We start from the raw sequence: 23,132 nt of genomic DNA on the forward strand, positions 1-23,132 counted from the left end.
TACTTCCCTTTATAACGTTATAACTGGGTTTATAGGTATTGCATGGAACGCATCACTGAGGCTTTTAACGAGACCAAAAGAGAAATGTGGGTTGCGGGTTGGTTTAGTTTAGCAATCAATTTTCTGGTTCTTTCTCTGCCAATCTATGGTCTTCAACTCTTTGACCGTGTTTTATCAAGCTACAGTCTCGAGACTATGTTCGCTTTGCTCGCGATTGTACTGTTCTTGGTGACTGCACAATTTGCTCTTGAGTATATTCGTACTGAGTTGCTTCAGAAATCCGGCTTGAAATTAGATTCAAAACTGAGTGGTATTCTTTTAGCTCGAAGTATTGCTCAATCCTCACAAACCAACAGAATTGAGAAGCAAGGTCTGCATGATCTATCTGAGATCAGAAACTTCTTAGTGACACCTTCGACTTCTGCCATCTTCGACATACCCTGGACGCCATTCTTTCTCCTCATACTATTTATGCTCCATCCCTATATCGGCACTGTCGCTCTGATAGGCAGTGTCATCTTCGTGATGTTGGCATTTGTCATGTTGCTTCAATCTCGAAAGCCCAATGAAGAATCTAGCTTGTATTCCAACAGAACCAACATGGAGCTCAATGATTATCTGAGGAATGCTCCAACACTGAATGCAATGGGCATGTCAGACAACATCGGTAAAGTTTGGGAAAAGAAAAGCGAGAAGCTCTTAGCCTATCAATGGGAGGTCAACTCTCGCGCGGGTAAGGTGTTGGCCGTTAGCCGCTACTTTCGAACCATTCTTCAAGTTGCGGTTCTATCTGTTGGTGTGTATCTGGTATTGAACCAACAGCTAGGTACTGGCGCTATTATCGCTGCTTCAATCATTATGGGGCGAGTACTTTCACCTTTTGAACAAGCCGTCGGTGGATGGAAATCATGGTATGTTGCATTCAAGGCATGGCAGCGATTGAACTCAGCTCAGAGTTTGAAAGCGCCAGTGGAAAAAACCAGGCTTCCTCGACCGAAAGGGCATATTCATTTCAAAAACGTGGGCCTTAAGCTTCCCAATGCCAACGAGCCGATATTACAAAACATCAGCTTCAAACTGGGTGGCGGACAATCTCTCGCTATATTAGGTAACTCTGGCTCAGGAAAATCAACACTCGCGAAACTCATCATGGGCATCTATCAACCAAGTGTTGGCATGATAGAAGTCGACGGAGCAGCAGTGAGCCAATGGTCTGAGGTTCAATTTGGCGAGCATGTGGGCTACCTACCTCAGCATGTAGGTCTCTTGGCTGGAACGGTAAGGGATAACATAGCCCGCTTTAGCGATGCCAAAGATGAAGATGTAGTCGCGGCCGCGAAACTCGCGTGTATCCATGAGTTGATAATCTCTCTCCCTGATGGTTATCAGACGTATTGCGGAGAAGGGGGCGTCCAACTCTCGGGCGGACAAATGCAGCGTATAGGACTGGCTCGCGCTATTTTTTCGAACCCTAAGGTGTTGGTGTTAGACGAGCCAAACTCAAACCTCGATCCTGAAGGTGAGGTGGCGCTGGCTATTGTGCTCCAGCATTGCAAAGAAAATGACATTACTGTGGTGATGATAAGTCACCGTCCGGGCTTTATGCGTCAGATGGACTGGGTCATTTTGCTGAAAGACGGCAAGGTGGAAAGAGCAGGCAAGAGCGAGCAGTTCTTGGGCTTAAGTTCAGATGTCGATAACGATAACAAGGCAAGCAAGCCGCAAACACGCAGTGCAGGCTAGGGGGTAGTGATGGTATTCGATACGTCAAAAGTCATTCGCAACGGCATCATTCTTACTCTTGTGACAACCGTGGGTTTTATATGGTGGAGTACGTCGGTAGAACTCAGTTCGGCGTCTATCGCTCGTGGGGTAGTTGTTGTTGAGTCAAAGCGTAAACAAGTACAGCACCTAGAGGGTGGGTATGTTAAGCAAATCTATGTGAGGGAAGGACAGCATGTCGAGCAAGGGGATGTGCTGGTGGAGTTATCCAACTCTCGAGCGGAAGCAGACTTTCAGCGACTGACCTTAAAATCGATTTCATTGGATTATCAAATTAGACGTCTACGCGCACTACTGGAAGAGCAGCAGACAGTGGATTGGACTTATGATGATCCGGATTCAACGGCCGATACTGTTGATAAAACCCAAGTGGTTGCCAACATCATTAGTAATGAACAAGTTCAGTTTCAGCAAGCGCTGCTTAAGAATGAGCTTGCGGAAGGTCAGTATTTACAGAAAAAAGCACTATTGGATGAGCAAGTACGAGGCGGCACTTTCCAACAGCGAGCAGTAAAGCGTCAGCTGTCTTTGGTTAAACAAGAAATTGATATGACCAAGGGGTTAGTGGACAAAGGATATGTATCCAAAACTAGGATGTTAGAGCTTCAAAGGGCGTTAGCTCGCATCGATGCCGAACTGGCAGAGGTCACGGCAGAAACCGAAGTGGGAATGCGACAACTAAAAACGCTTGAGCAAACTCATAAAGCGGAGCAGTTAGCGCTTAAGCAAACCTATTCTGCTGAACTTACTGATACTCAAAAAGAGGCTCGAGATGTCAGTGAGGCTTTGCGTGCAGCCTCTGACGTACGCTCTCGCGTCACAATCCGAGCTGAGCATGCTGGAACCGTAGTTGGGTTGGGTATTGCGGGCGTGGGTATGGTAGTGAACTCTGGCGACGTCATCATGCAAATTGTTCCGGATAGCGATGAACTTATTGTAGAGGCTCTAGTTCCACCACAAGACATCGATGTAGTGAGGATTGGGCAGAATGCCAAGGTTAGGTTAACGGCTTACAACATTCGTAGGACGCCACCTGTTGAAGGTGAGGTGACTTATATTGCCGCAGATAGGCTCGGTGATGAGAGTGATGGAAAAACGGCAGGATATACCGTTCAAATCAAGCTAAATGGTGAGAGCCTTGAAAACCTTAAGCACATTGAATTGTACCCAGGAATGCAAACAGAAGTCTTCATTGTGCTCGAAGAGCGTACATTATGGGATTACCTGACTGCGCCGCTAAGCGTCAGTTATTATCGCGCGATGAGGGAAGTGTAGATGGAATCAGAAACGTTATTTTGGCTTATGTTCTACGCGTCATTTTTAGTGGCGACCAGCATAGTCGGAGCATTAAAAGGGCGCTTAATCGCGGGTGTGCTATTGGGTTATGTTTTAGGTCCAATCGGATTTGTAATCATGCTATTTAGTAAGGACAAACGGATGCTACCGTGTCCCCATTGTGGACAGAAGACTCACCGCCATTCGTACCACTGCCAAGTCTGCCACGAGAAGGTATATGGTTGTTTGAACTAGACTTAGCGAAATACTACCCTCTCTTGAGAATGCCCTCGTAAACGAGGGCATTTTTTTGGTAGTAATCCTTAGTGGAAGTGAAAAAAAGCCCTCCAATTGGAGGGCAAACAGTCAAGAAAACAAGGAAAGGAGTTAAGCAATATCAGATGGGAAGTTAATGCTGTCTTGGTCTAGATCACTCCAGATAGTGACTTCTTTGCCATCTGCACTTTCAAGTTTGTAACCATATAGATTTGAGGTATCAAGGTTTTGAGCTTCGTAGGCATCTTTAAGACCCTGGTCCATTTCGGCGACTGTACTCTTAAGCTCCCATCCCCAACCAGTAAGGTCGATAGAATTAGCGCCTGTACACACAAACTGACCGTTTGCTTCGCCAGCTGTGTCGTTAACAACAATCTTGTCTAGCGAGATTGAGATATCAGTGTCGGTAGAGTTCACCTTAACCCCCTCAATCTCTTGGAAAGCAGTTTTGGACATGTCGATGGTTTGTCCATCACCGTCATTGCCAACTACCAGTACGTCGAAGCCCTCACCACCGCTGAAGTAGACAGAGTTAGCGTCGCCAGTAGTCAACTCTTCGCTGTCAAAGATCAAGGTGTCATCGCCGCTACCAGCAAATAGTTGGTCAAGACCAGAACCACCATCAAGAGAGTCATTGCCTTCTTGACCAAAGACCAAGTCGTCACCAGAACCGCCGCGAAGCGTGTCGTTACCTACACCGCCATCAACGAAGTCGTTGCTGCTACCGCCGTCTAGAGTATCGTCACCTTCTTTACCAGATAGGTTATCAGCACCTGAGCCACCATACATTTTATCGTTACCCAGCTCACCATACATTTGGTCATCGCCTGACTGGCCGTACATAGTGTCGTTGCCGTCTTGACCAAACAACGTGTCATTACCAGAACCACCTTCAAGTCGGTCGTCACCTTCACCACCAAACAGTTGGTCAACACCCGCATCACCTTTCAGTTTGTCGTTGCCTACGCCACCAGTTAGCTGGTCGTCACCGTCGCCGCCAAACAGTTGGTCGTTGCCCGTACCACCGTCAAGGGCGTCGTTATCACCATAACCATACAGTTTGTCATCGCCTTCGTTGCCCTCAAGGACATCATGACCCGCACCAGCGTTCAGAGTATCGTTACCATCGCCACCGTATAATTTATCGTGTCCATCTCCTGAGGTTAGGGCATCGTTACCTTCACCACCGAATAGTTGGTCGTCGCCAGCACCCGATGTGATAGCATCGTTGCCTTCATCACCGTAAAGCGCGTTATTACCACCAGAAGCAGTAATAGTATCGTTGCCAAGGCCGCCACGAATGGTATCGTGACCTGAACCAGACTCGATGGTATCTACACCTTCACCACCATCAATCGTGTTGTTGCCAGAAAGTGCTGTGATGCTGTCGTCGCCTTCATCGCCAGACAGAGTATTATTGCCAGCCTCAGCGATGATCTCATCATTACCCAGACCACCTGATACAGTATCGTTGCCTTCACCAGTCTTGATGTAGTCAGCGCCTTCACCACCCACAATTGAGTCGTTTCCTGTGCCACCAAACAGAATGTCATCACCGGCACCACCGTCAATCGCATTGTTACCGGATTCACCAAAGAGTTGGTCAACACCCTCGCCACCGATTAGGGTGTCGTCACCAGCACCGGCGTAAACAAAGTCGTCACCAGCACCGCCATCAAGAGTATCTTTGCCTGCGCCACCAAGTAGCACGTCGGTTTCTTCTCCGCCGAACAACTGGTCGTTACCATCGCCACCATCTAGTGTGTCTTCACCTGCGCCTCCAGATAGAACATCGGCACCGCCACCACCGGATAGGTTATCGTTACCAAGACCACCGATGGCATTGTCGCTACCCGAACCACCGAATAGGGTATCGTCACCTTCGCCAAGATCGATGGTATTGTTGCCTGCTTCGCCATAGACAGTATCGTTACCCGTTCCAGCATTTACAGTATCTTTGCCATCACCCGCGAACAGTGTATCGTCACCTGCGCCACCGGTGATTGTGTCATCATCTTCGCCTCCGTATAGAGTGTCAGAGGCATCACTACCGATGAGTGTGTCATTACCAGAGCCACCGAAGATGTTGTGCGAACCGGTTGAGGCTGCGGTTAGTGTGTCGTTACCTGCTTCGCCAAGCAGGGTATCTTGACCATCATCGGTCATGGTGTCATCGCCGGCCCCGCCTGCTAGGAAGTCGTAACCTTCACCACCCACTAGGACGTCGTTACCTGCACCACCAAAGATAGCGTCGTTACCATCCTCACCGTATAACTCATCATTACCGTCACCACCATCGATATGGTCATCACCGAAACCTGCGTTAACAACATCATCGCCTTTGTCTGCAAATATCGCATCGTTACCCTCGCCAGTACTGACTGTATCGGTACCGATACCACCATAGACAGCATCATTACCTAAACCTGTATTGATGGTGTTATCGCCAGCTTCACCAAATACGGTGTCATTACCTTCGCCGGTCTCGACGGTATCTGTGCCAGAACCCGCAAATACAGTATCGTCGCCTTTGCCTGAGATGAGAGTGTCGTTATCTGCGCCACCTGCAAGTACGTCATTTTCATCTGAGCCAGTTAGAGTATCATTACCTGAACCGCCAAATAGCTCACTTCCATTCAGGCCAGCAACCAACGTATCGTCACCACCTTCACCGAACAGTTTGTTATTTCCTTCTTGCCCTAGAACTGTATCGTTTCCGCCACCAGCGAAAATCGCATCATTGCCTAAACCTGCCTCGATGGTGTCGTCACCGCCGCCTGTAAACACTTCGTCATCTCCAGTACCCGCGATAATATTGTCGTTGCCAGCACCTGCGTATAGCTTGTCGTTTCCTTCGCCACCGTCAATTTGGTTGTTACCATCACCAGCGTAAATGGTATCGTTGCCCTGACCAGCGTTTACTGCATCATCGCCACCGTCTGCGTAGACAGTATCGTCACCTGTTCCAGTGTCGATTTGGTTTTGACCGCCTCCAGCAAAGATAGTGTCGTTGTCAGCGCCAGAGTTAATAACGTCGTCGCCCGCTTCGGTGTAGATAGTGTCAACACCTTCACCAGAATCAATAACATTGTTACCGCTTTGACCAAATACTAGGTCATCACCTTGACCAGTAGTGATCACATCGTCGCCTTCACCAGCGTATACTTGGTCGTTGCCTGTGCCAGTATCAATAATGTCGGCGCCTTGGTTTGAGTGAATAATGTCGTCACCTTCGCCACCAGTCATAGTGTCGACACCTTCGCCGCCGTACAGTTCGTCATTACCAGCTCCACCGACAAGGACATCGTTACCAGCGTCACCAATCAGTACGTCGTGGCCTTCACCACCAACGAGTTGGTCGTTACCGTACTCACCGACAAGCACGTCATCCCCAGCATCACCCTGCATGACGTCGTCGCCGTCGCCGCCTAGGAGAAGGTCATTATCATTGCCACCGTGGATTGTATCGTTACCAGAACCACCCATCGCGAAATCTGCACCCGCACCACCTACGATGGTATCGGCACCTTCTTCACCTTGGAGTTCATCCGCGCCTTCGCCACCTTCCAGGTAATCATCGCCTTTACCGCCGAATACTTTGTCGTCACCAGCGTCGCCATATAGAGTATCTGTACCGTCATCACCGATAACGACATCGTTACCTTCGCCGCCATAGATAACATCATCACCGAGTTCACCTAGAAGAGTGTCGTTGCCTGCATCACCTTTCAAAGTGTCGTCACCGTCACTACCTAACAAGGTGTCATTACCTTCACCACCGGATAGGAAGTCGTTTCCGTTACCGCCAACTAGAACGTCGTCACCTTCTTCACCGAAAAGGCGGTCGTCGTTGATATCACCATCTAGGAAGTCATTGCCTGTGCCACCGAAAATAGTGTCGTCACCTTGTTGGCCTTTTAGGATGTCATCACCGGCACCACCGTAGATTTGATCATTGAAGATGTTGTGAACCTGAATATCGACAGTGTTGATTTCGGATACCGGAGCGCCACTGGTGTCCGCCAGAGAGAAGAAGAGAGGAGCGTCACCTGATACTTGTTCATCTGTGAACTCGAAATCGACAGAGATGTTGCCGTTTTCATCAACGATGGCTTCTTGGGTGTGAACGATAGCGCCAGATTCATCTTTGATGGTGATAATGACTTTGTCGTAGCTGCCTTCAACGTTGAAGTTAGCAGTGAGGTTACCGGTTTGATCGATGATATAATTGCCCAATCGAACACCGTGAGCATCGACATTGGTGTCAGAACCCGCGTCACCGCTTGAGTATGTGTAGACTGACGTACTTGTGCCCCAGTTGTCGTTATTGTTATCACCGTTAGATTGGTTTGCATTGTTGTCGTTGTCGTACTCAACATCACCTAGAACAACGTCTGCGCCGTCACCTGCTTGAATGTGATCAGAACCTTCACCACCCGCGACGAAATCATCGCCTTGTTTCGCATGTATCTCGTCGTTACCAGCCTTTGCGTTTACGTTATCAGCTTGCTCTGTACCTGTAATTAGGTCGTCGTGTTTAGTTCCTTCCATGGTGTCCTCTCTTAAGCCATGTTTTTGCTAGCAGCGTTAGTTAGTGATTTAGGAGGTTTTGACAACTTTTCAACAAAACCAAGTTGCATAGACAAGAGCAGGATATGTGCCAAATAGAGATATTTCTTTTAAAGGTTTGAATTTATGGGATTTATCAATTGTGATGAAGATTAATTGATATTTCTGTAAATGACATTCTTAATTTGAGAATAGATTTGAGTTAGCTATTCACTTCATTTTAATTAAAATGCGAATGAGTACGCGATCATAATGGAGCCATCGAGAAAACGCCCTGTATTTTCACCTGCACTGCTTGGATTCCAGCGATTTCCGGAATAATTGTTATATTGCAAAGTAATGGTACCGGGACGCCAATCAAAATAACCAAAACCATAGGTATAATCAGGGTTCCAAGGTTGTTGCTGGGACTTGTCAAAATAGTAGAACGCGGTCGCGTTTACGTACCAATTACCCCAAATTGCGTATTTGCAACCTAGCGATGCGGTTCTATGGTGCGCTTTATAACTACTAGATTCCAAATCAAAATAAGAAGGCGTCCAGTTGTAGTCCACTTGACAGCCGATACTTCCATCTTTGGTCAGTCGGGTCCATTCAAGAAGCTTTCCTGTAATAGGGAACTTCCATCCAAGAGAAACCGTGCCCTCATCAAATTGGGTTCTTGAGCCCCCCGGCTCTGGGTTAAATCGGTTACCCCCATAGTTCGAATAGATGAGACTAAAAGTATATGGACGCCAATCACTGTAACCGAAAACGTAGGTAAAATCGGGGTTCCAAGGCTGCTGTTGGTCTTTGTCGAAGTAATAGTAGAGTGTGCCTGAAGCAAACCAATTACCCAAAAGAACATACTTGAGAGAGAGGTTAGCGGTGTAATTGACGTTAGATGGACCATTGACCGCGCCTGATGGTAAGTTAGCAGCCGGTGTTTGGATTAGTGGTAGATTCAAAGAAAAATTGCCACTCAGACCTGAAAGGCCTTCTCTCTCTTTTAATTCGCCAAAGGGCAGTTCGAAGGAACTTTCAACGCCCCTCCAAATTAAATCAAGTTCTGTTTCTTCTTCCTCTTTTATATCGTGGCTATTACCAGTGGTAATGTTGGGAGAGCTAGGTTGAGGTGCATGTTGCCTTGTATTCGACAGGTACTCATCTGCATTAGTTGATGATGAAAGTAGCACTAACAACAACGGAATATTAAGACTTACTTTCATAGAGTTGAGCATCCTTGCATTCACCCCTTGGGAATCTGATTTAACTATAGAACGTCGCTAAGGTGAAGAAAACCAATAATTTTTTTGTTTTTTCGTTCATAGATTCTATTCTAGTAAATAGTTGCTCCAAAGATGAGACGATTTCTCAAAAATGATACAGCTGACACCTAACTCGCAAAATGAAAAACAAGAGATCTTACTCGTCGAGGATAACAAAACGACGCGTATTCTCATGAGTTCGCTGTTGAAAAAGCGAGGTTACAAGGTAACGGTCGCTGAACATGGTCAAGAGGCCTTAGATGTTTTAAATGAAAGTGAAAATATTCAGTTTGTCTTGAGTGATTGGGTGATGCCAGAAATGGATGGTGTGGAGCTATGTAAAGCGCTTAAGTCCAATGATTACAATCGCTATATCTTTTTTGTGCTCCTGTCTTCTCAAGACGACAAAGATTCAATTGTTTGTGGAATCGATGCTGGTGCGGATGATTTCGTCGCTAAAAACACACCAATCGATGAGCTAGACGCACGAATTAGGGCAGGATTTAGAAATCTCCAGCTTCATAACGAACTGCTTATGAAAAATCAGGCACTCGACACGGCGTATGCGACGATGCGTCAAGACCTCGATTATGCGGGAGAGTTTATAAGGCAGTTGCTACCCACGAAGAAAGTGTTCGAGAAGGTGGCGATGGACTATACCTCCATTCCCAGCGCCCAAATTGGAGGAGACATACTTGGGTATTTTGAACTTGATGAAGACCACCTTGGTTTCTATCTACTCGATGTCTCGGGGCATGGGGTTTCGTCTGCCTTGTTGTCGTTCTCAGTTCAGCAAACCTTGTCTGTCGTGAATGGCGCGAATTCGGTTGTTTTTAAAGATACTCCAAATGGTCGAGAAATTCGTTCTGCAGATGAAGTGGTTACCAAGCTCAATGAGATTTATAGCCAAGATGACTCGAATACGCTTTATTTCACCATGGTCTACGCCGTTCTAAATCGAAAGACGGGAGAAATGAATTATTGTGTGGCAGGTCATCCGCCCATTATTTGGTATCAGCATGAAAGCCAGTCAACACAGTTTTTGGGGGATGAAAACTTTGTTGTGGGTATGTTTGATTTCGCTGATTACAAGCAAGACTCAATTACTCTCGGACCTAATGACGAGATATGGCTTTATACCGACGGTATTACCGAAGCCAGATATGAAGATGATTTTTATACCGAAGAAAGGTTGAAACTGTTAATTGATAACAGTCGCGATCTTGAATTAGAAGATAAACCAGACGCTGTCGTTTCAGCGGTCAGGAAGTGGCAGCATAATGATGAGTTTGACGATGATATCAGTATGTTGGTCTGCAAATGGACACCGAACCAATAGGAAGACGATATGAAGTATGAAGTAAAGAACAACGACCTATTTACCGTTGTTGAAGTTCAAGAAGCGAGATTCGATGCGAAGCTGGCACCAATGTTTCGTCAATCGATCGAAGACATTCAAGTTGATATTAAGCCTAACCTGCTTCTCGACTTATCGTCGGTAACCTTTATGGATAGTAGCGGTCTGGGAGCGGTAATGGCGGTTTATAAACTGCTACGAGATCGTCAAATAGCGATTGTCGGTGCACGCCAACCAGTAAGAGAGTTGCTCAAACTGACTCGAATGGACCGTTTGGTTAAAACCTTCGATACGGTTGAAGATGCGATGACAGCGTCAGCTTAACAAACAAGAAAGGCTAGGGAGGACAGCTATGAAGGGAATGATATTAGCAGCAGGTAAAGGGACACGAGTTCGTCCAATTACACAGCAAATACCCAAACCTATGATTCCAATACTAGGTAAGCCGGTAATGGAGTCCATGATTGAGCTGTTCGCCCAACACAACATCACTAAGATTGTGATAAATACTAGTCATTTATCTGAGGTGATTGAGGACTACTTTGGCGATGGCCATCATTTTGATGTCCAGTTGTCTTACTCTTGTGAAGGCGAGTTAAAAGATGGCAAGTTTGAAAGCCAAGCACTTGGTTCTGCTGGTGGGATGAAAAAGATACAGGAGTTCTCAGGCTTCTTTGATGAAACGTTCGTTGTCGTTTGCGGAGATGCTTGGATTGACCTCGACCTCAAGGAGGCAGTGCGTAAGCACAAAAAAAATGGCGGTATAGCCACCATTATTACTAAGCAGGTACTGGATGATGAGGTTGAGAAGTATGGCGTTGTGGTCACTGGCGACAAAGGCATAGTTCGTAGCTTCCAAGAAAAGCCCTCCAAGGAAGAAGCCCTATCGAATCAGGCGAATACGGGTATTTATATCTTTGAACCTGCGATCTTCGACTATATCCCAGTTGACCAAGAGTTTGATATCGGTAGTGAACTATTCCCTAAGTTGGTGGAGCAGCACGTTCCTTTTTACGCTGTGGAAATGAACTTCCAATGGCTCGATGTCGGTAACATTAAGGATATCTGGGGGGTAACGGAGGACGTTTTAAACGGCAAGGTACCTGGTTATCGAGTCCCTGGAACACAGATCAAAGCGGGTGTTTGGCTTGGGATCAATACCAGTATCGATTTGAAAAACTGCATGATTGTTCCACCCGTTGTCATCGGTAGTGGCTGCCACATAGAGGATGGTGCAACCATAATTGGTCCTGCGCTCATTGGCGCGAACTGCCAAGTTGAGTCGGGTGCAACCGTTAAGCACTCACTTATCTTCGATTACACTAAGATCCTCAAAGATGTTGAAGTCTCCGAGCAAACCATTTTTGGCGATTTTAGTATCGGTCACGATGGTAATACCGAATCTTCCGCAACGTGGACAAACCTGAAACCGCATCCTGCGCTTAACCGTTTATCCGATGCGATTAACAAAATGTGAGGACTGTGATTTTATGACTACGGATAACCACACATTTTCAAATACTTACATGAGCTCAATAGCCACATCTCGAGATGTGGCTGACGACCTGAAACGATTTTGGTCTGCTTGGGATATTCAGGGTAGTACGATCGATGAGCTAGAACTGTGTGTGGTTGAGTTAGTAAACAACGCTTATGAACATGCCTATAACGAGGCTGAGGGAAAGCCGATTGAAATAGTAAGTCACTGCCAGAATTCAAAAATCATTGTTGATATTGCCAATTTTGGTGAAGGTATGTCGCAAGATGAATTCGCTTCGGCGCTTGAAGCTGACTTTATTGAGCCTGATGCAGATGACCCCGATACATGGACGACCTCTGGAAGAGGGTTCATTATTTTAGCAGCACTGGTTGATAGCGTTGAGCTAGAGCATGAGGGGGAAAAGAATACCTTTCGACTCATCAAATCTTGTAAGTCTAGTGCGTAGGCGATGAGTTATGAGAGCTTTTGCGTCGCTCAGTTTCGTTCTGATTCTCACTGCCTGTGTCAGTGAGCCCAATCCTGCCTATCTCCTAGAAAGGTATTCACTCAACGGTCAATGGAACGTTGAGTTTTTAGATTCTGAAAAACCGATGGAGGCTTCAATCAAGGTTCCATCTAACTGGTATTCGCAGGGTGTTGAATATTCAGGTAGAGCGCTATATCAGAAATCCTTCACTCTAGATGCCGCTCCAGAAAAACGATACTGGCTCAATTTCGATGCGGTGGACTATCAAGCGGATGTTGCTTTAAATAACGTGCCTTTAGGAAGTCACACAGGGTACTTCGGCGCGTTTGAGTTCGAGGTAACCTCTCACTTGCTGTCAGGTGCTAATCAGTTAGCCGTAATAGTGACCAGCGAAGATGATCCAAAAGTAAAAGACTGGTCCCTGAACAAAAAAGAGCTCAAGGGAGTGCTTAACCATCACGACACTCGCCCTGGTGGCGCCTGGTCTGATCGTGGCCAAGATGCTAACTCAGGCGGTATTTGGGGCGATGTTTTTATTGAATCCACGGGTTCGATAGCGATAAAGCAAGCGCACTTTTTACCAGAGTTAAGGGAGGACAATCAAACGAGTGCGCGTTTGGAGCTCCAACTAGACAGTGCAGTTAATGAAAGTGCAACGATCAATATTTCGTTGGCTACCGCTACAAATGATGTCAGTGATGTTAGAGAGTCTTATACGATCAGCACGGATTTAACTGCCGGTGCTAACACTATTCAGTGGTCGCTTCCAACGATGAAAAGAGCTCTGTGGTGGCCTTACGATTGGGGAACACCGACGCTCTACGATCTCTCTATCGAGGTGAGGACGCCAGATGGAGAATTGTCACATCAAACTAGCCAACAAGTCGGATTTCGCAGCTTTAAGTACTCTGAAAGTGAAAAACAGTTCTACGTCAATCATCAAAAATATTTTGTACGAGGCACCAACTATATTGCAAGTCAGTGGCTTGGTGAGGTGTCAGAGCAAGACTATCGCCAAGATCTCGAACTGATGATATCGGCAAATATTAATAGCGTACGCGTTCACGCTCATGTCGCAGGCAAGTCTTTCTATCAAATGGCAGACCAGCTTGGCGTGATCGTTTGGCAAGATTTCCCTTTGCAGTGGGGATACGATAATTCGGTATCGACGGCCGCAGAAGCAGGTAAGCAGGCCAAAGAGATGACGAATCAATTATTTAATCATCCATCTATTGCATTTTGGAGTGGGCATAATGAACCGCCATGGGATGCCACTTGGATGCAATACAAGTATCCGTCCTACGACAAAAATCACAATCAATTGCTCACACAAACAGTTTTTGAAGCGCTAAATGAAGCTGAAGATGGACGAGTTGTGAGAGAGGCATCTTACACGTATGAACACCCTTGGTTTGGCTGGTACTCGGGGCACTATAAAGACTATCGAAACATTCAGGGTCCGCCTATCATCAGCGAATTTGGTGCACAGGCCTTCCCTGAATTAGCTCTTAGTGAGGAAATATTGGGTGGTGAAACTCAGTGGCCACCCAATCAAGAGCAACTATCTGCACTCGCTTACAGAAACTACCAACATCATGAGACCCAAAACCTCGCTAAAGTGAATTTAGGTGCATCTCTTACTGAGTATATTGACAATACTCAGCAATATCAGAGAAGAGTAAATAAATACGCGGCAGAGCAGTTAAGACTTAAGAAAAATAAAGGTATCGCTGTTATTTACCAATTTATGTTTGTTGATAGCTGGCCTTCAATCACTTGGTCGGTTTTGGATGATTCGCGAAACCCGAAACCGGCTTACTTCGCACTAAAGGAGTCTTTTCAGCCAATTTTAGGTATTGCGAGTGTAAATCCAGATTCTTCGTCTAAGCTTATAAATGTCAGTGTAATCAATGACTCAAGAGATGAATTGTCAAACGTGACCCTTGCTGTCAAATGTGCGGATAGGGCTGAGAACATATCTACGTGCTGGCGACAAGAAGGAATAAACCTGGCAGCAAACAATGTATCGTTCGTTGCCAATATCGAACAAAACCGTTTAGGTAAAAAATTCACGATTGAGTTAATCGATGAGTCGGGAAAAATCATTTCTAGTAATCACTATCAACCAGGAGATTACTAGAGGGCTAGTGAGTTAGGCTTTATTTTCTACTAGCCATTTACGAGCGAATAAAAGCTTTTCAATAGGGAAGTTGGGTAAATGGACAATTATTTTCAAAAGTATGAGCACAGAGTGCCACCCGAGCCAGTGCCACATAGCATACCGCGTGAGTTGCTATATCAGTATCTAGCAACATGTAATCTCACCCTCGGTATCTGGTATTTGTGGTGGCGATGGACCTATGCCCTCAATATGGATGCGCTGTGGTTTTCGTTACCGCTGGCTTTCGCGGAGTCATGCGCGTTCATTGGTTCGATTCTATTTACCATCAACCTGTGGAAAACCAAGGACGAACCTCGCCGCGAGCCACCTTCGAACATTAACCAATGTGTTAATCAGACCGACGAAGACAGACCTTTGTCGGTTGATGTGTTTTTCCCCAGCTACGATGAAGAACCAGAACTGGTTCGACTCAGTATTGAAGATGCGCAGAAGATAACTTATCCGCACGAAATCGACATGAAGATATTCATACTCGATGATGGTAAGCGTGATTCAATGAAAGCGTTAGCCGAAGAAATGGGGGTTGGCTATATCACTCGTGAGGGTAATGTTGGCTTCAAGGCAGGTAACCTTCGAAATGCAATGGAGCAGACATACGGTGATTTCGTCGTTATTTGTGATGCTGATACTCGTCCATTCCCATCGATTCTGGAAAATACATTAGGCTACTTCCGTGACCCAAATGTGGCATGGGTTCAAACGCCGCAGTGGTTCTTTGATCTTCCAGAAGGAGTAAGGCTACCGGAATGGTTGAAGCGAAAGTTTGGTAATACAGCTGCGAGACTAGGGAAGGGTATTGAAAAATTCTACGGACCCGTTACCTTCGGTCAAGACCCGTTTGTAAACGATCCACAGATGTTCTATGACGTGATTCAGCGTAGAAGAAATTGGGTAAATGCGTCTTTCTGCTGTGGAGCTGGCTCTATTCATAGACGTGAAGCGGTAATGGAAGCGGCGCTTCGAGCGTATGCGGAGCAAATTACCAAAGAGCAGCAAGACGTTGAGAAACAGATTCGCAAGCTGACAAAAGAGAAAACGGTTGATCAATCTATTTCTGACAACCTTAGAAATGAAATCCTGTTTGACACCGAGTTTACACCCTACAAATTCCACGTGTCGGAAGACCTTTACACGTCCATTGTGCTGCATTCCGACTCAGAGCGTAATTGGCGCTCGGTAATGCATCCCAAAGTCGAAAGCAAAATGCTGTCACCGCAAGACTTGCAGACCTGGACCGTTCAGAGATTTAAGTATTCAGGTGGTTCGATTGACATCTTTATGAATGATAATCCTATCTTTCGTAAGGGTCTGAAGTTAAAGCAGAAGCTCATGTATGGTGCAAGCTTTTGGTCTAACCTTTCTGCTGTTTGGAATATTATCTTCTTGGCGTGTCCAATCATTTACTTCCTCACCGCTATTGCGCCTGTTAGTGCTTACGATGTGACCTTCTATCTGCACTTTCTTCCTTACATTCTAACCGCAGAGTTGGCCATGATGGTGGGTACATGGGGCGTGGCCGGCTACAAAGGAAAAACGAACTTCTTGTCTTTCTTCCCCGTCAACCTCAAGGCGTTATGGACGGTGTTAAGAGGTCAAAGAATCAGTTTCCCAACAACACCGAAAGAGCGGCAGACAGGTAACTTTGCCAAGTTGGTTTGGCCTCAAATTGCAGTGTTTGTTCTGAGCCTTTTCTCCATTCTCTACGCGTGGACGGGTTACTACACAGGTAACTGGGGTGAGTATTCAGGTGGTGGTTTAGTGTTTAACACATTTTGGATTCTAAACAATATGTTAGCTATGTGGGGAATGATTGCTGCAGCATTCTGGGAACCTCCAAAAGAAGAGCAATTGAAAGAAGAAGTGACCGGTACGGAGGATTTGAAATATGAAGTTTAAAGATGCGCTGCTAGCAGCCAGACACCATGTTGTATTCATTTTGGGTCTTCTGACCGCACTTGTAATTGCTTTCAATATTGAAACGCGAGACTACGGGCGCGTGCTCGGCAATATCACCTTTGAAGCGCATGAGGAGATTCCTCTAAAAGAGAAACGTGTTTTGTCTCAAGAAGAGTTTACGTGGGCGAACACGGCGTGGCGCTATTTTGAAAATAACTATCAAGAGAATACCGGTTTAGTTAACTCGGTAGATGGTTATCCTTCTACGACCATGTGGGATACAGCTTCTTACTTAATGGGGCTGATTGCTGCGGAGAAAATCAATGTCATTCCAGATGACACCTTTAAGATTCGTATGCAAAAAGCGCTTCGTTCTTTGGCAAGACTGCCTCTTGTAGAAGGCAAACTTCCTAATAAGGCATACAACACTCAAACGCTTGCTATGGTGGATTATCAAAATAATCCAGTACCGGATGGCATCGGTTGGTCTGCCATTGATATTGGAAGGATCTTGGTGCCGCTCAACATTCTGATTTGGCAGTACCCTGAGTTCAACGCTGACGTGAACAACATTCTGAATCATTGGAAGATTAATGAAATGCTGATTGACGGCTACCTCTATGGTTCTCGCCCTAACACTGAGGGTGGGTTTGAACTTGTACAAGAGGGACGTATTGGTTACGAAGAATATGCGTCTAAGTCTTTGTTCTTGATGGGGCGAGACGTCTTTAACTCCATGAAGTACATCGATTATCTTGAGCTAATTGACATTTACGGTATCGAGATCCCAACCGATAAGCGTGACCCTGCAAAATTCCATGCGCATAACTATGTGGTGAGTGAATCTTACATCCTGGATGGCATTGAGTTTGGTTCAGACAGTGTGTCGCGTATTTTTGCTCATCGAGTCTTTAGTGCACAAGAAAGACGCTATGAAGATACGGGTACTGTGACGGCGGTGAGTGAGGATAACGTCGATGAAGCGCCTTACTTTGTCTATAACACTGTTTTCTCAGACGGCAAAGAGTGGAATGCCATCTCAGATGATGGCACCGATCAGTCGCATCTGAAGACCCTCTCAACCAAGGCTGCGTTCGGATGGTACGCATTGTATGAAAATGATTATACCGACTTGCTGATCAACGAAGTATCACCGTTGTTCTCGGAGACCAAAGGCTGGTATTCAGGTAGATACGAAGACGATGGCCGACCAAACCGCGCTATCACGGCCAACACTAACGGAATTGTGTTGGAATCACTGGCATATATAGAAAACGGACCACTGCTTCGAGTAGGTGCAGAGTAATAGACCGAGCTGTTTTAGGGAGAAGAACATGCGCTTATTGACAACTTTATGCGTCGCTTTAGCAGTGGCTGGCTGTGGAAACAAATACAACCAGTTTTCAGATGATATCGTTGAGCGAAAAAATCATTGGAGTATACCTCAAGCAAGACAAGGCGAGTTGACCGAGAAAGAAATGGATATGGCTCGCATTGCTTGGAAGTATTTTGAAAATAACTACCAAGAATCTACAGGTTTAGTTAATGCGGTAAATAACTATCCATCGGTGACTTGGTGGGATGCTGCTTCTTACCTTGCAGGTATGACTAGTGCCTACGAGCTAGGTATTATCGAAAAAGAAGAGATGGATAAAAGACTGATTGCTTTTATCGGAACGTTAAACCGTCTTGATCTTTTCCGCGGTGAACTACCCAATAAAGCCTATAACACACAGTCAGCGGCAAAAGTAGATTATGGTAACCAGCCCGGCGAGATTGGTTACTCAGCACTTGATCTAGGGCGTTTGCTGATTTGGCTTTATATTGTGAAACATCGTTATCCAGAATATGCGACGGGAATTGACCAAGCGGTTTTACGTTGGAATTTCTGTAATGTTGTGGACGAAAATGGAACCATGTTTGGTGCCCTGCTTGAGAAAGACAAGCCGGTTCAGTACCTACAAGAAGGGCGCCTAGGTTATGAAGAGTATGCTGCGAAGGGTTTCCAACTGTGGGGCTTTGATACCAGTCAGGCTTCAGATCCTGAACCTTACGCCACTATCAATCTCTATGGATATGACATTCCTTACGATACCCGTGACCCTCGTAAATTGAAGGCTCACAGTTATGTTGTAACCGAGAGCTACGTTCTCGATGGAATTGAGCTGGGTTGGGATCTTACTGAGGATAGAACAGGGCACGATTATAAGTATTCAAATGAATGGATGGCAGAGTTCGCTTTGCAAATCTATCGAGTACAAGAAGAACGCTATAAGCAAACGGGTATCATCACGGCAAGAACTGAGCACCAGTTAGCCGGCCCTCCTTATTTCGTTTATGACACCATTTATACCGACGGCTTTGCTTGGAATACAATCTCAGAAAATGGTGAGTATCTGCCACAATTTTCAGCTGTTGCCGTGAAAGGTGCGATGGGGATGTGGGTGTTGTGGGATACCGAGTACACCGATCTGTTGTTTGATCATATCTCACACCTCTATGACCGTGATAAAGGATTCTATGAAGGGATCTTTGAAAACGGTACAGGGAAAATTAATACGTTCACTTCAAACAACAACGGTATCACGCTCGAGATTTTACTTTATAAACAACAAGGCAAGCTACTTCGATATCACGATGATGTAGCCCCAAGTCTTTGGGAGAAAGCTCTGGAAACACCGTTTGGCTACGAGGGGCAATGCTTACCACGCGAAAACTTTAAAAAGAAAAAAGACGAAGCGTAGGAGCTGACTGAATGCAAAGGCTAGTAGTTTTGCTTTTAGCAATGCCGCTTCTATTTTCTTGTGGCACTATCGTACAGGGCGTGGGCTCTGGGGTAGATGCTATCAACTCGTCACAGACCTTTAGGCAGGGCCGATATGGTGAGCTGACTGAGCAGGAAATGGCGTGGGCGAGTACGGCGTGGAAGTACGTGGAGAATAATACTCAGCTTCAAACGGGTCTTGTCAACGGAATTGATAATTATCCGTCGACTAATATGTCTGGTATTGCCGATTATCTATTTGCCCTTTTGGCAGCGAAGGAATTCGAGTTCATTTCGAATAAGCAATACGATGAACGTTTGACGCTCGTACTTGCATTTCTTAACGACATGAACCTCAGTATGGGGCAAATACCCCACAAGGTGTATCACACACAAACTGGGCAAATGACCGACTATGGTCTTCAGCCTAGAGACATCGGCTGGTCGTCGCTTGATACAGGGCGGTTACTCATCGCCCTCGCCATCGTCAAACAGTACTCTCCAGAATTTACTGAATACATAGACAAAGCCGTACTTCGCTGGAACTTCTGTGAGCTCATAAACGAGGAAGGAGAACTGTTTGGCGGCGCTATCTTCGATGGTAACGTTACGCGTTATAAAGAAGGTCGTTTAGGTGTTGAAGAGTACACCTCTTATGGCTATCTAGATTGGCAGGTCGTCCCATATAAAGCGATGCGAATCGATCCCTATGATGTAGCGACTATTTACAACATAGATTTACTCTTTGATGGCAGAGACCCACGAGACTTCGATGTGCTTAGACCGGTTTACAGCACACCTTATCTATGGATGGGGTTAGAGTTCAACTGGGATAAAGTGAGTGATTCGAGCTCTAGCGACGCTAACCACACCGATCCCGTTATGTCAGCCATGGCCGACTCCCTTTATTTAGTGCAACAAGCTAGATGGGATGTGGACCGAATTTATACCGCTCGCGGTGATCATGTCGTGGCAGGAGAGCCATACTTTGTGTATGACGCGGTCTATGCGTTGGGAACGCCTTGGATAACGCTAGCTGAGGATGGCAGTTCACACGATCATTTAGCCTTAGTGTCAACGCGAGTTGCGTTTCAGATGTGGGCACTGTGGAAAACCGACTATACAGACAGACTCATGGTACTTGTCAAAGAGCTTTATGATCCCCAACGCGGTTGGTACGAAGGGCGTTATGAAAGAAACAGTAAATACGAAAAGAGTATTACGCTAAAAACCAATGCGGGTGTACTAGAAGCGTTGCTGTATAAGACCAAAGGAAAACTGTACCAGCCTTCAGGCTCGAGAGAGTACCGTGATGTTCAGTTTGATTCTCGTTTTTATCATCCAGGTAAATGCCTAATTAAGACGTTTGATGCCTATGATTAGACTATTGATTCTAATGCTAGTGGTAGCATTTGCACCTGCATCACTAGCCAATGTTCAAAATGTTGAGCTTAGATTGTTCTCCCAACCAACCTTGTTGGCGGGTAATGGTCGCTACAAGCAAGCAGCAGAGCAATACCATAGATTAAGTATTCAGATATTGGCATCAGAGTCTAAGTTGGGTACGGACAAGATGTGGCAGTATGCAGGGCTTGCAGAAGCGCTCGCGACAGTTTGTGCAAACCTAGATAATGACGCAAAAGCCTATGAGTATTGGGCTAACAGTGTGCGGTATTTACTCACGGGCGGTACTGACTGGAGCCAGATGAGGCAACACTTGCATCAGCGAAATGAGCAGGCGAATACTCAACTACTTACGCAGATGCAAACATTTGATGTAGCTGGGGGTTATGACCAATCTTGGGAAAATGACGCAGCTGTGTTACAAGTCTGGCAAGAGAAGTTGAATTTGTTTACGTTCAACGGACCGCGAACAGGAATGAGATCATCAGTTCCCAGTGTTAATACGATCCCTGAGCCGGTAGTGCCTGTCGCAGTTCCATCTGTAGGCGCTGGCGTTCCCGGACAAAAAAAACTTAAAGGGATTGAGTCTAACTTTTCACAGGCTCCTTCTTTTGCTCCAGTACCGGAATCGACAACACCTAAAGCAAGTGAAAGGGCAAGTGAACCCCCTTCACAGACCACTCCCAATGTCCCGAAAACTAATCGCCACCTCATTCAGACTCAGTCTGAGTCCACAGCGACAGGGGGCGTCGTAGCAACCCCTATTGAAGAGTTTGACTATGAATCGATGGAGCGAGACTCAGTCACTGAGTTTTTAGAAACTAGTGACACAAGTGCTCCCAGTGAAACTCAGATAGAAAGATCTGTCCCAAGGGCTAATATTGATGCCGAAAGTACCTCTGGTGTCGAAGCAGTTCAAAGGCGTTCGTTTGCTCCCGTGCCCGCTCAAGAAGATTAGCCAAAATGGTTCTTACCAAAGGTTCCATCAAATAGAGCCGTAAACGCCAATTTCTGTGCTGCTATATGTTTTTATTTTGTAATAAAATTGAAGTTTTTCTGTTAATTCCTAGTTTGCTTATACCTACAGCAAAAAGGAATATGTCTTATGGCAAGAGAAACGGATTTGCTCAAAGCGTACGAACTATCTCAGCAAGCAAATGAGCACTTTGATCTAACCGATAATAAACAGCAAAGAACGTTGTTACAGCTCGCCGAGCAGCTAGATGCTCTCGACGCATTATCGGTTGGTGATCTAAAACAGCTGGCGATTGAAGAGCAAGCTCCTCTTGAGTTTCGTTTGGCTGTGAAACTTGTCGATTCAAAACGGTTTGTGAGAACCATAGAGCAACCGATTAAAGTTGGTGTCGTGTTTGCGATGTGGGGTGAGCATAACCGGCTAAATCCAAAGCAAGCACAAAACCCTAATGGTGAGGACTCGTTGAGAGTTAAAGCTGACCAGCTAGCTTGGATTACTAAAGACAGTCAAGTGAGTTGGCAACTCTATCCCGTTGATGACGGATGTCCTCATGATAGTGCGGGCATCGCTTCTGGTATCGTTAAAACGCTCGAACACCCCGAACGGGTTTCTGTGGTTCGTTTAGAAGACTATGTACATACGACTGAAGGTCCCTTAGCCAATTTAACGAGTGTCGATGACTCTCGCAAAGGGGGCGCGATAGTATTGGGTTGCCAAAAAGCCCTGGAAGACGATGCGGAAGTCGTGGTGTATACCGACGCAGATAACTCAGTACACTTAGGTCAACTTGGATTGCTTCTTAAGCCTTACCTGACTGAAAACAAGCAAGTTGCTCTAGGCAATCGCAAACATCCAGAATCGATTCTCGTGAAGCAAGAAGAGAGATGGGGTGTAGGTATTAAGACCCTGCGTCACATGCAGCGCATGATTGGTGAGCAAATCTTTACTCAGGGCATTAAAGACACTCAAGCTGCGTTTAAACTTTACTCGCGCGATGCCCTAGAGGTCATCTTAAGAAATCCGACTGTCTATGACTTTTCATTTGATACAGACTGGATTTTAGCCGCGATGGAGTACAACAAGAGTATTACTACGGTCCCGTTCGCCTTTATTGACTCAGCTGCAGAGTCAGCTTCTATCGTACAAGGCCCAATGACGACGTGGTACACGTTATTAGAAGGGCTGGTCAAAGCGGTTAGGGCGAGACATGCCTCATACAGTCGTGATATGGCCAGAGTCTTCGACGAAGAAATTCACTCACACAAAGATTTGGAGCTTCTCATCGATAAACTGCCTACCGAGTTAGCGAATGTCGATGATAAGTCGCTAGGTGATCCTTCTATTATGTCGCCTAATCAGATGAAAGCTTGGATCAAGCAAGCGCGACTGGATGCGGTTCAGAGCTAAATCTATTTTGAGTTATTGGAGTGAATAAAA

Annotated in this window: 15 protein-coding genes; 13 read left to right on the forward strand and 2 right to left on the reverse strand. The window is 45.9% G+C overall.

The features are described from left to right. The first annotated feature begins 42 nt into the window (after positions 1 to 42). Positions 43 to 1,743 carry a type I secretion system permease/ATPase gene (locus LY387_RS07085; protein WP_234495855.1) on the forward strand — a complete coding sequence of 567 codons (1,701 nt, stop codon included), beginning with the start codon at positions 43 to 45 and terminating at the stop codon, positions 1,741 to 1,743. 9 nt (positions 1,744 to 1,752) lie between these two features. Then, positions 1,753 to 3,057 (forward strand): HlyD family type I secretion periplasmic adaptor subunit, encoded by a 1,305-nt coding sequence (locus LY387_RS07090; RefSeq protein ID WP_234495856.1) that lies wholly within the window; start codon positions 1,753 to 1,755, stop codon positions 3,055 to 3,057. A 387-nt stretch (positions 3,058 to 3,444) separates the two neighbouring features. Here LY387_RS07090 and LY387_RS07095 read toward each other — a convergent pair whose 3' ends face one another. After that, positions 3,445 to 7,884 (reverse strand): beta strand repeat-containing protein, encoded by a 4,440-nt coding sequence (locus tag LY387_RS07095; RefSeq protein ID WP_234495857.1) that lies wholly within the window; start codon positions 7,882 to 7,884, stop codon positions 3,445 to 3,447. Between the two features lie 242 nt (positions 7,885 to 8,126). After that, positions 8,127 to 9,110 carry a hypothetical protein gene (locus LY387_RS07100; protein WP_234495858.1) on the reverse strand — a complete coding sequence of 328 codons (984 nt, stop codon included), beginning with the start codon at positions 9,108 to 9,110 and terminating at the stop codon, positions 8,127 to 8,129. Positions 9,111 to 9,261: 151 nt separating this feature from the next. Between LY387_RS07100 and LY387_RS07105 the strand changes: the two genes are divergently transcribed. The 11 genes from LY387_RS07105 (at position 9,262) to LY387_RS07155 (ending at position 23,102) form a co-directional block, all read left to right on the forward strand. Next, complete coding sequence (locus LY387_RS07105; protein WP_234495859.1) at positions 9,262 to 10,488, forward strand: fused response regulator/phosphatase; 1,227 nt, start codon at positions 9,262 to 9,264, stop codon at positions 10,486 to 10,488. A 9-nt stretch (positions 10,489 to 10,497) separates the two neighbouring features. Next, positions 10,498 to 10,830, forward strand: a complete 333-nt coding sequence (locus tag LY387_RS07110) for an STAS domain-containing protein (RefSeq protein WP_234495860.1) — start codon at positions 10,498 to 10,500, stop codon at positions 10,828 to 10,830. A 28-nt stretch (positions 10,831 to 10,858) separates the two neighbouring features. After that, positions 10,859 to 11,983: a sugar phosphate nucleotidyltransferase gene (locus tag LY387_RS07115; protein WP_234495861.1), complete on the forward strand. Its 1,125-nt coding sequence runs from the start codon at positions 10,859 to 10,861 to the stop codon at positions 11,981 to 11,983. Positions 11,984 to 11,996: 13 nt separating this feature from the next. After that, positions 11,997 to 12,452, forward strand: coding sequence for an ATP-binding protein (locus LY387_RS07120; protein WP_234495862.1), 456 nt, complete (start codon positions 11,997 to 11,999; stop codon positions 12,450 to 12,452). 10 nt (positions 12,453 to 12,462) lie between these two features. After that, positions 12,463 to 14,613 carry a glycoside hydrolase family 2 protein gene (locus LY387_RS07125; protein WP_234495863.1) on the forward strand — a complete coding sequence of 717 codons (2,151 nt, stop codon included), beginning with the start codon at positions 12,463 to 12,465 and terminating at the stop codon, positions 14,611 to 14,613. 78 nt (positions 14,614 to 14,691) lie between these two features. Beyond that, on the forward strand, positions 14,692 to 16,551 hold the full coding sequence (locus LY387_RS07130; protein ID WP_234495864.1) for a glycosyltransferase: 1,860 nt from the start codon (positions 14,692 to 14,694) through the stop codon (positions 16,549 to 16,551). Beyond that, positions 16,541 to 17,857 (forward strand): DUF3131 domain-containing protein, encoded by a 1,317-nt coding sequence (locus tag LY387_RS07135; protein WP_234495865.1) that lies wholly within the window; start codon positions 16,541 to 16,543, stop codon positions 17,855 to 17,857. Before LY387_RS07130 ends, LY387_RS07135 begins: the two co-directional genes overlap by 11 nt. Before the next feature lie 28 nt (positions 17,858 to 17,885). After that, positions 17,886 to 19,295 (forward strand): DUF3131 domain-containing protein, encoded by a 1,410-nt coding sequence (locus tag LY387_RS07140; protein WP_128650004.1) that lies wholly within the window; start codon positions 17,886 to 17,888, stop codon positions 19,293 to 19,295. A gap of 11 nt (positions 19,296 to 19,306) precedes the next feature. Next, complete coding sequence (locus tag LY387_RS07145) at positions 19,307 to 20,698, forward strand: DUF3131 domain-containing protein (RefSeq protein WP_234495866.1); 1,392 nt, start codon at positions 19,307 to 19,309, stop codon at positions 20,696 to 20,698. After that, a complete protein-coding gene (locus LY387_RS07150; protein WP_234495867.1) occupies positions 20,685 to 21,677 on the forward strand; it encodes a hypothetical protein in 993 nt (330 codons plus the stop codon). The genes LY387_RS07145 and LY387_RS07150 overlap by 14 nt, the downstream gene beginning before the upstream one ends. A gap of 147 nt (positions 21,678 to 21,824) precedes the next feature. Further along, a complete protein-coding gene (locus LY387_RS07155) occupies positions 21,825 to 23,102 on the forward strand; it encodes a glycosyltransferase (protein ID WP_234495868.1) in 1,278 nt (425 codons plus the stop codon). The last annotated feature ends 30 nt before the right edge of the window (positions 23,103 to 23,132 follow it).

It is taken from the genome of Vibrio maritimus (assembly GCF_021441885.1).
In the GTDB taxonomy this organism is placed as follows: Bacteria; Pseudomonadota; Gammaproteobacteria; order Enterobacterales; family Vibrionaceae; genus Vibrio; species Vibrio maritimus_B.

Bases quoted from the DNA above. Each gene is read 5' to 3' on its own strand.
- LY387_RS07085 (WP_234495855.1), top strand. From the start codon at position 43: ATGGAACGCATCACTGAGGCTTTTAACGAGACCAAAAGAGAAATGTGG.
- LY387_RS07090 (WP_234495856.1), top strand. From the start codon at position 1,753: ATGGTATTCGATACGTCAAAAGTCATTCGCAACGGCATCATTCTTACT.
- LY387_RS07095 (WP_234495857.1), bottom strand. From the start codon at position 7,884: ATGGAAGGAACTAAACACGACGACCTAATTACAGGTACAGAGCAAGCT.
- LY387_RS07100 (WP_234495858.1), bottom strand. From the start codon at position 9,110: ATGAAAGTAAGTCTTAATATTCCGTTGTTGTTAGTGCTACTTTCATCA.
- LY387_RS07105 (WP_234495859.1), top strand. From the start codon at position 9,262: ATGATACAGCTGACACCTAACTCGCAAAATGAAAAACAAGAGATCTTA.
- LY387_RS07110 (WP_234495860.1), top strand. From the start codon at position 10,498: ATGAAGTATGAAGTAAAGAACAACGACCTATTTACCGTTGTTGAAGTT.
- LY387_RS07115 (WP_234495861.1), top strand. From the start codon at position 10,859: ATGAAGGGAATGATATTAGCAGCAGGTAAAGGGACACGAGTTCGTCCA.
- LY387_RS07120 (WP_234495862.1), top strand. From the start codon at position 11,997: ATGACTACGGATAACCACACATTTTCAAATACTTACATGAGCTCAATA.
- LY387_RS07125 (WP_234495863.1), top strand. From the start codon at position 12,463: ATGAGAGCTTTTGCGTCGCTCAGTTTCGTTCTGATTCTCACTGCCTGT.
- LY387_RS07130 (WP_234495864.1), top strand. From the start codon at position 14,692: ATGGACAATTATTTTCAAAAGTATGAGCACAGAGTGCCACCCGAGCCA.
- LY387_RS07135 (WP_234495865.1), top strand. From the start codon at position 16,541: ATGAAGTTTAAAGATGCGCTGCTAGCAGCCAGACACCATGTTGTATTC.
- LY387_RS07140 (WP_128650004.1), top strand. From the start codon at position 17,886: ATGCGCTTATTGACAACTTTATGCGTCGCTTTAGCAGTGGCTGGCTGT.
- LY387_RS07145 (WP_234495866.1), top strand. From the start codon at position 19,307: ATGCAAAGGCTAGTAGTTTTGCTTTTAGCAATGCCGCTTCTATTTTCT.
- LY387_RS07150 (WP_234495867.1), top strand. From the start codon at position 20,685: ATGCCTATGATTAGACTATTGATTCTAATGCTAGTGGTAGCATTTGCA.
- LY387_RS07155 (WP_234495868.1), top strand. From the start codon at position 21,825: ATGGCAAGAGAAACGGATTTGCTCAAAGCGTACGAACTATCTCAGCAA.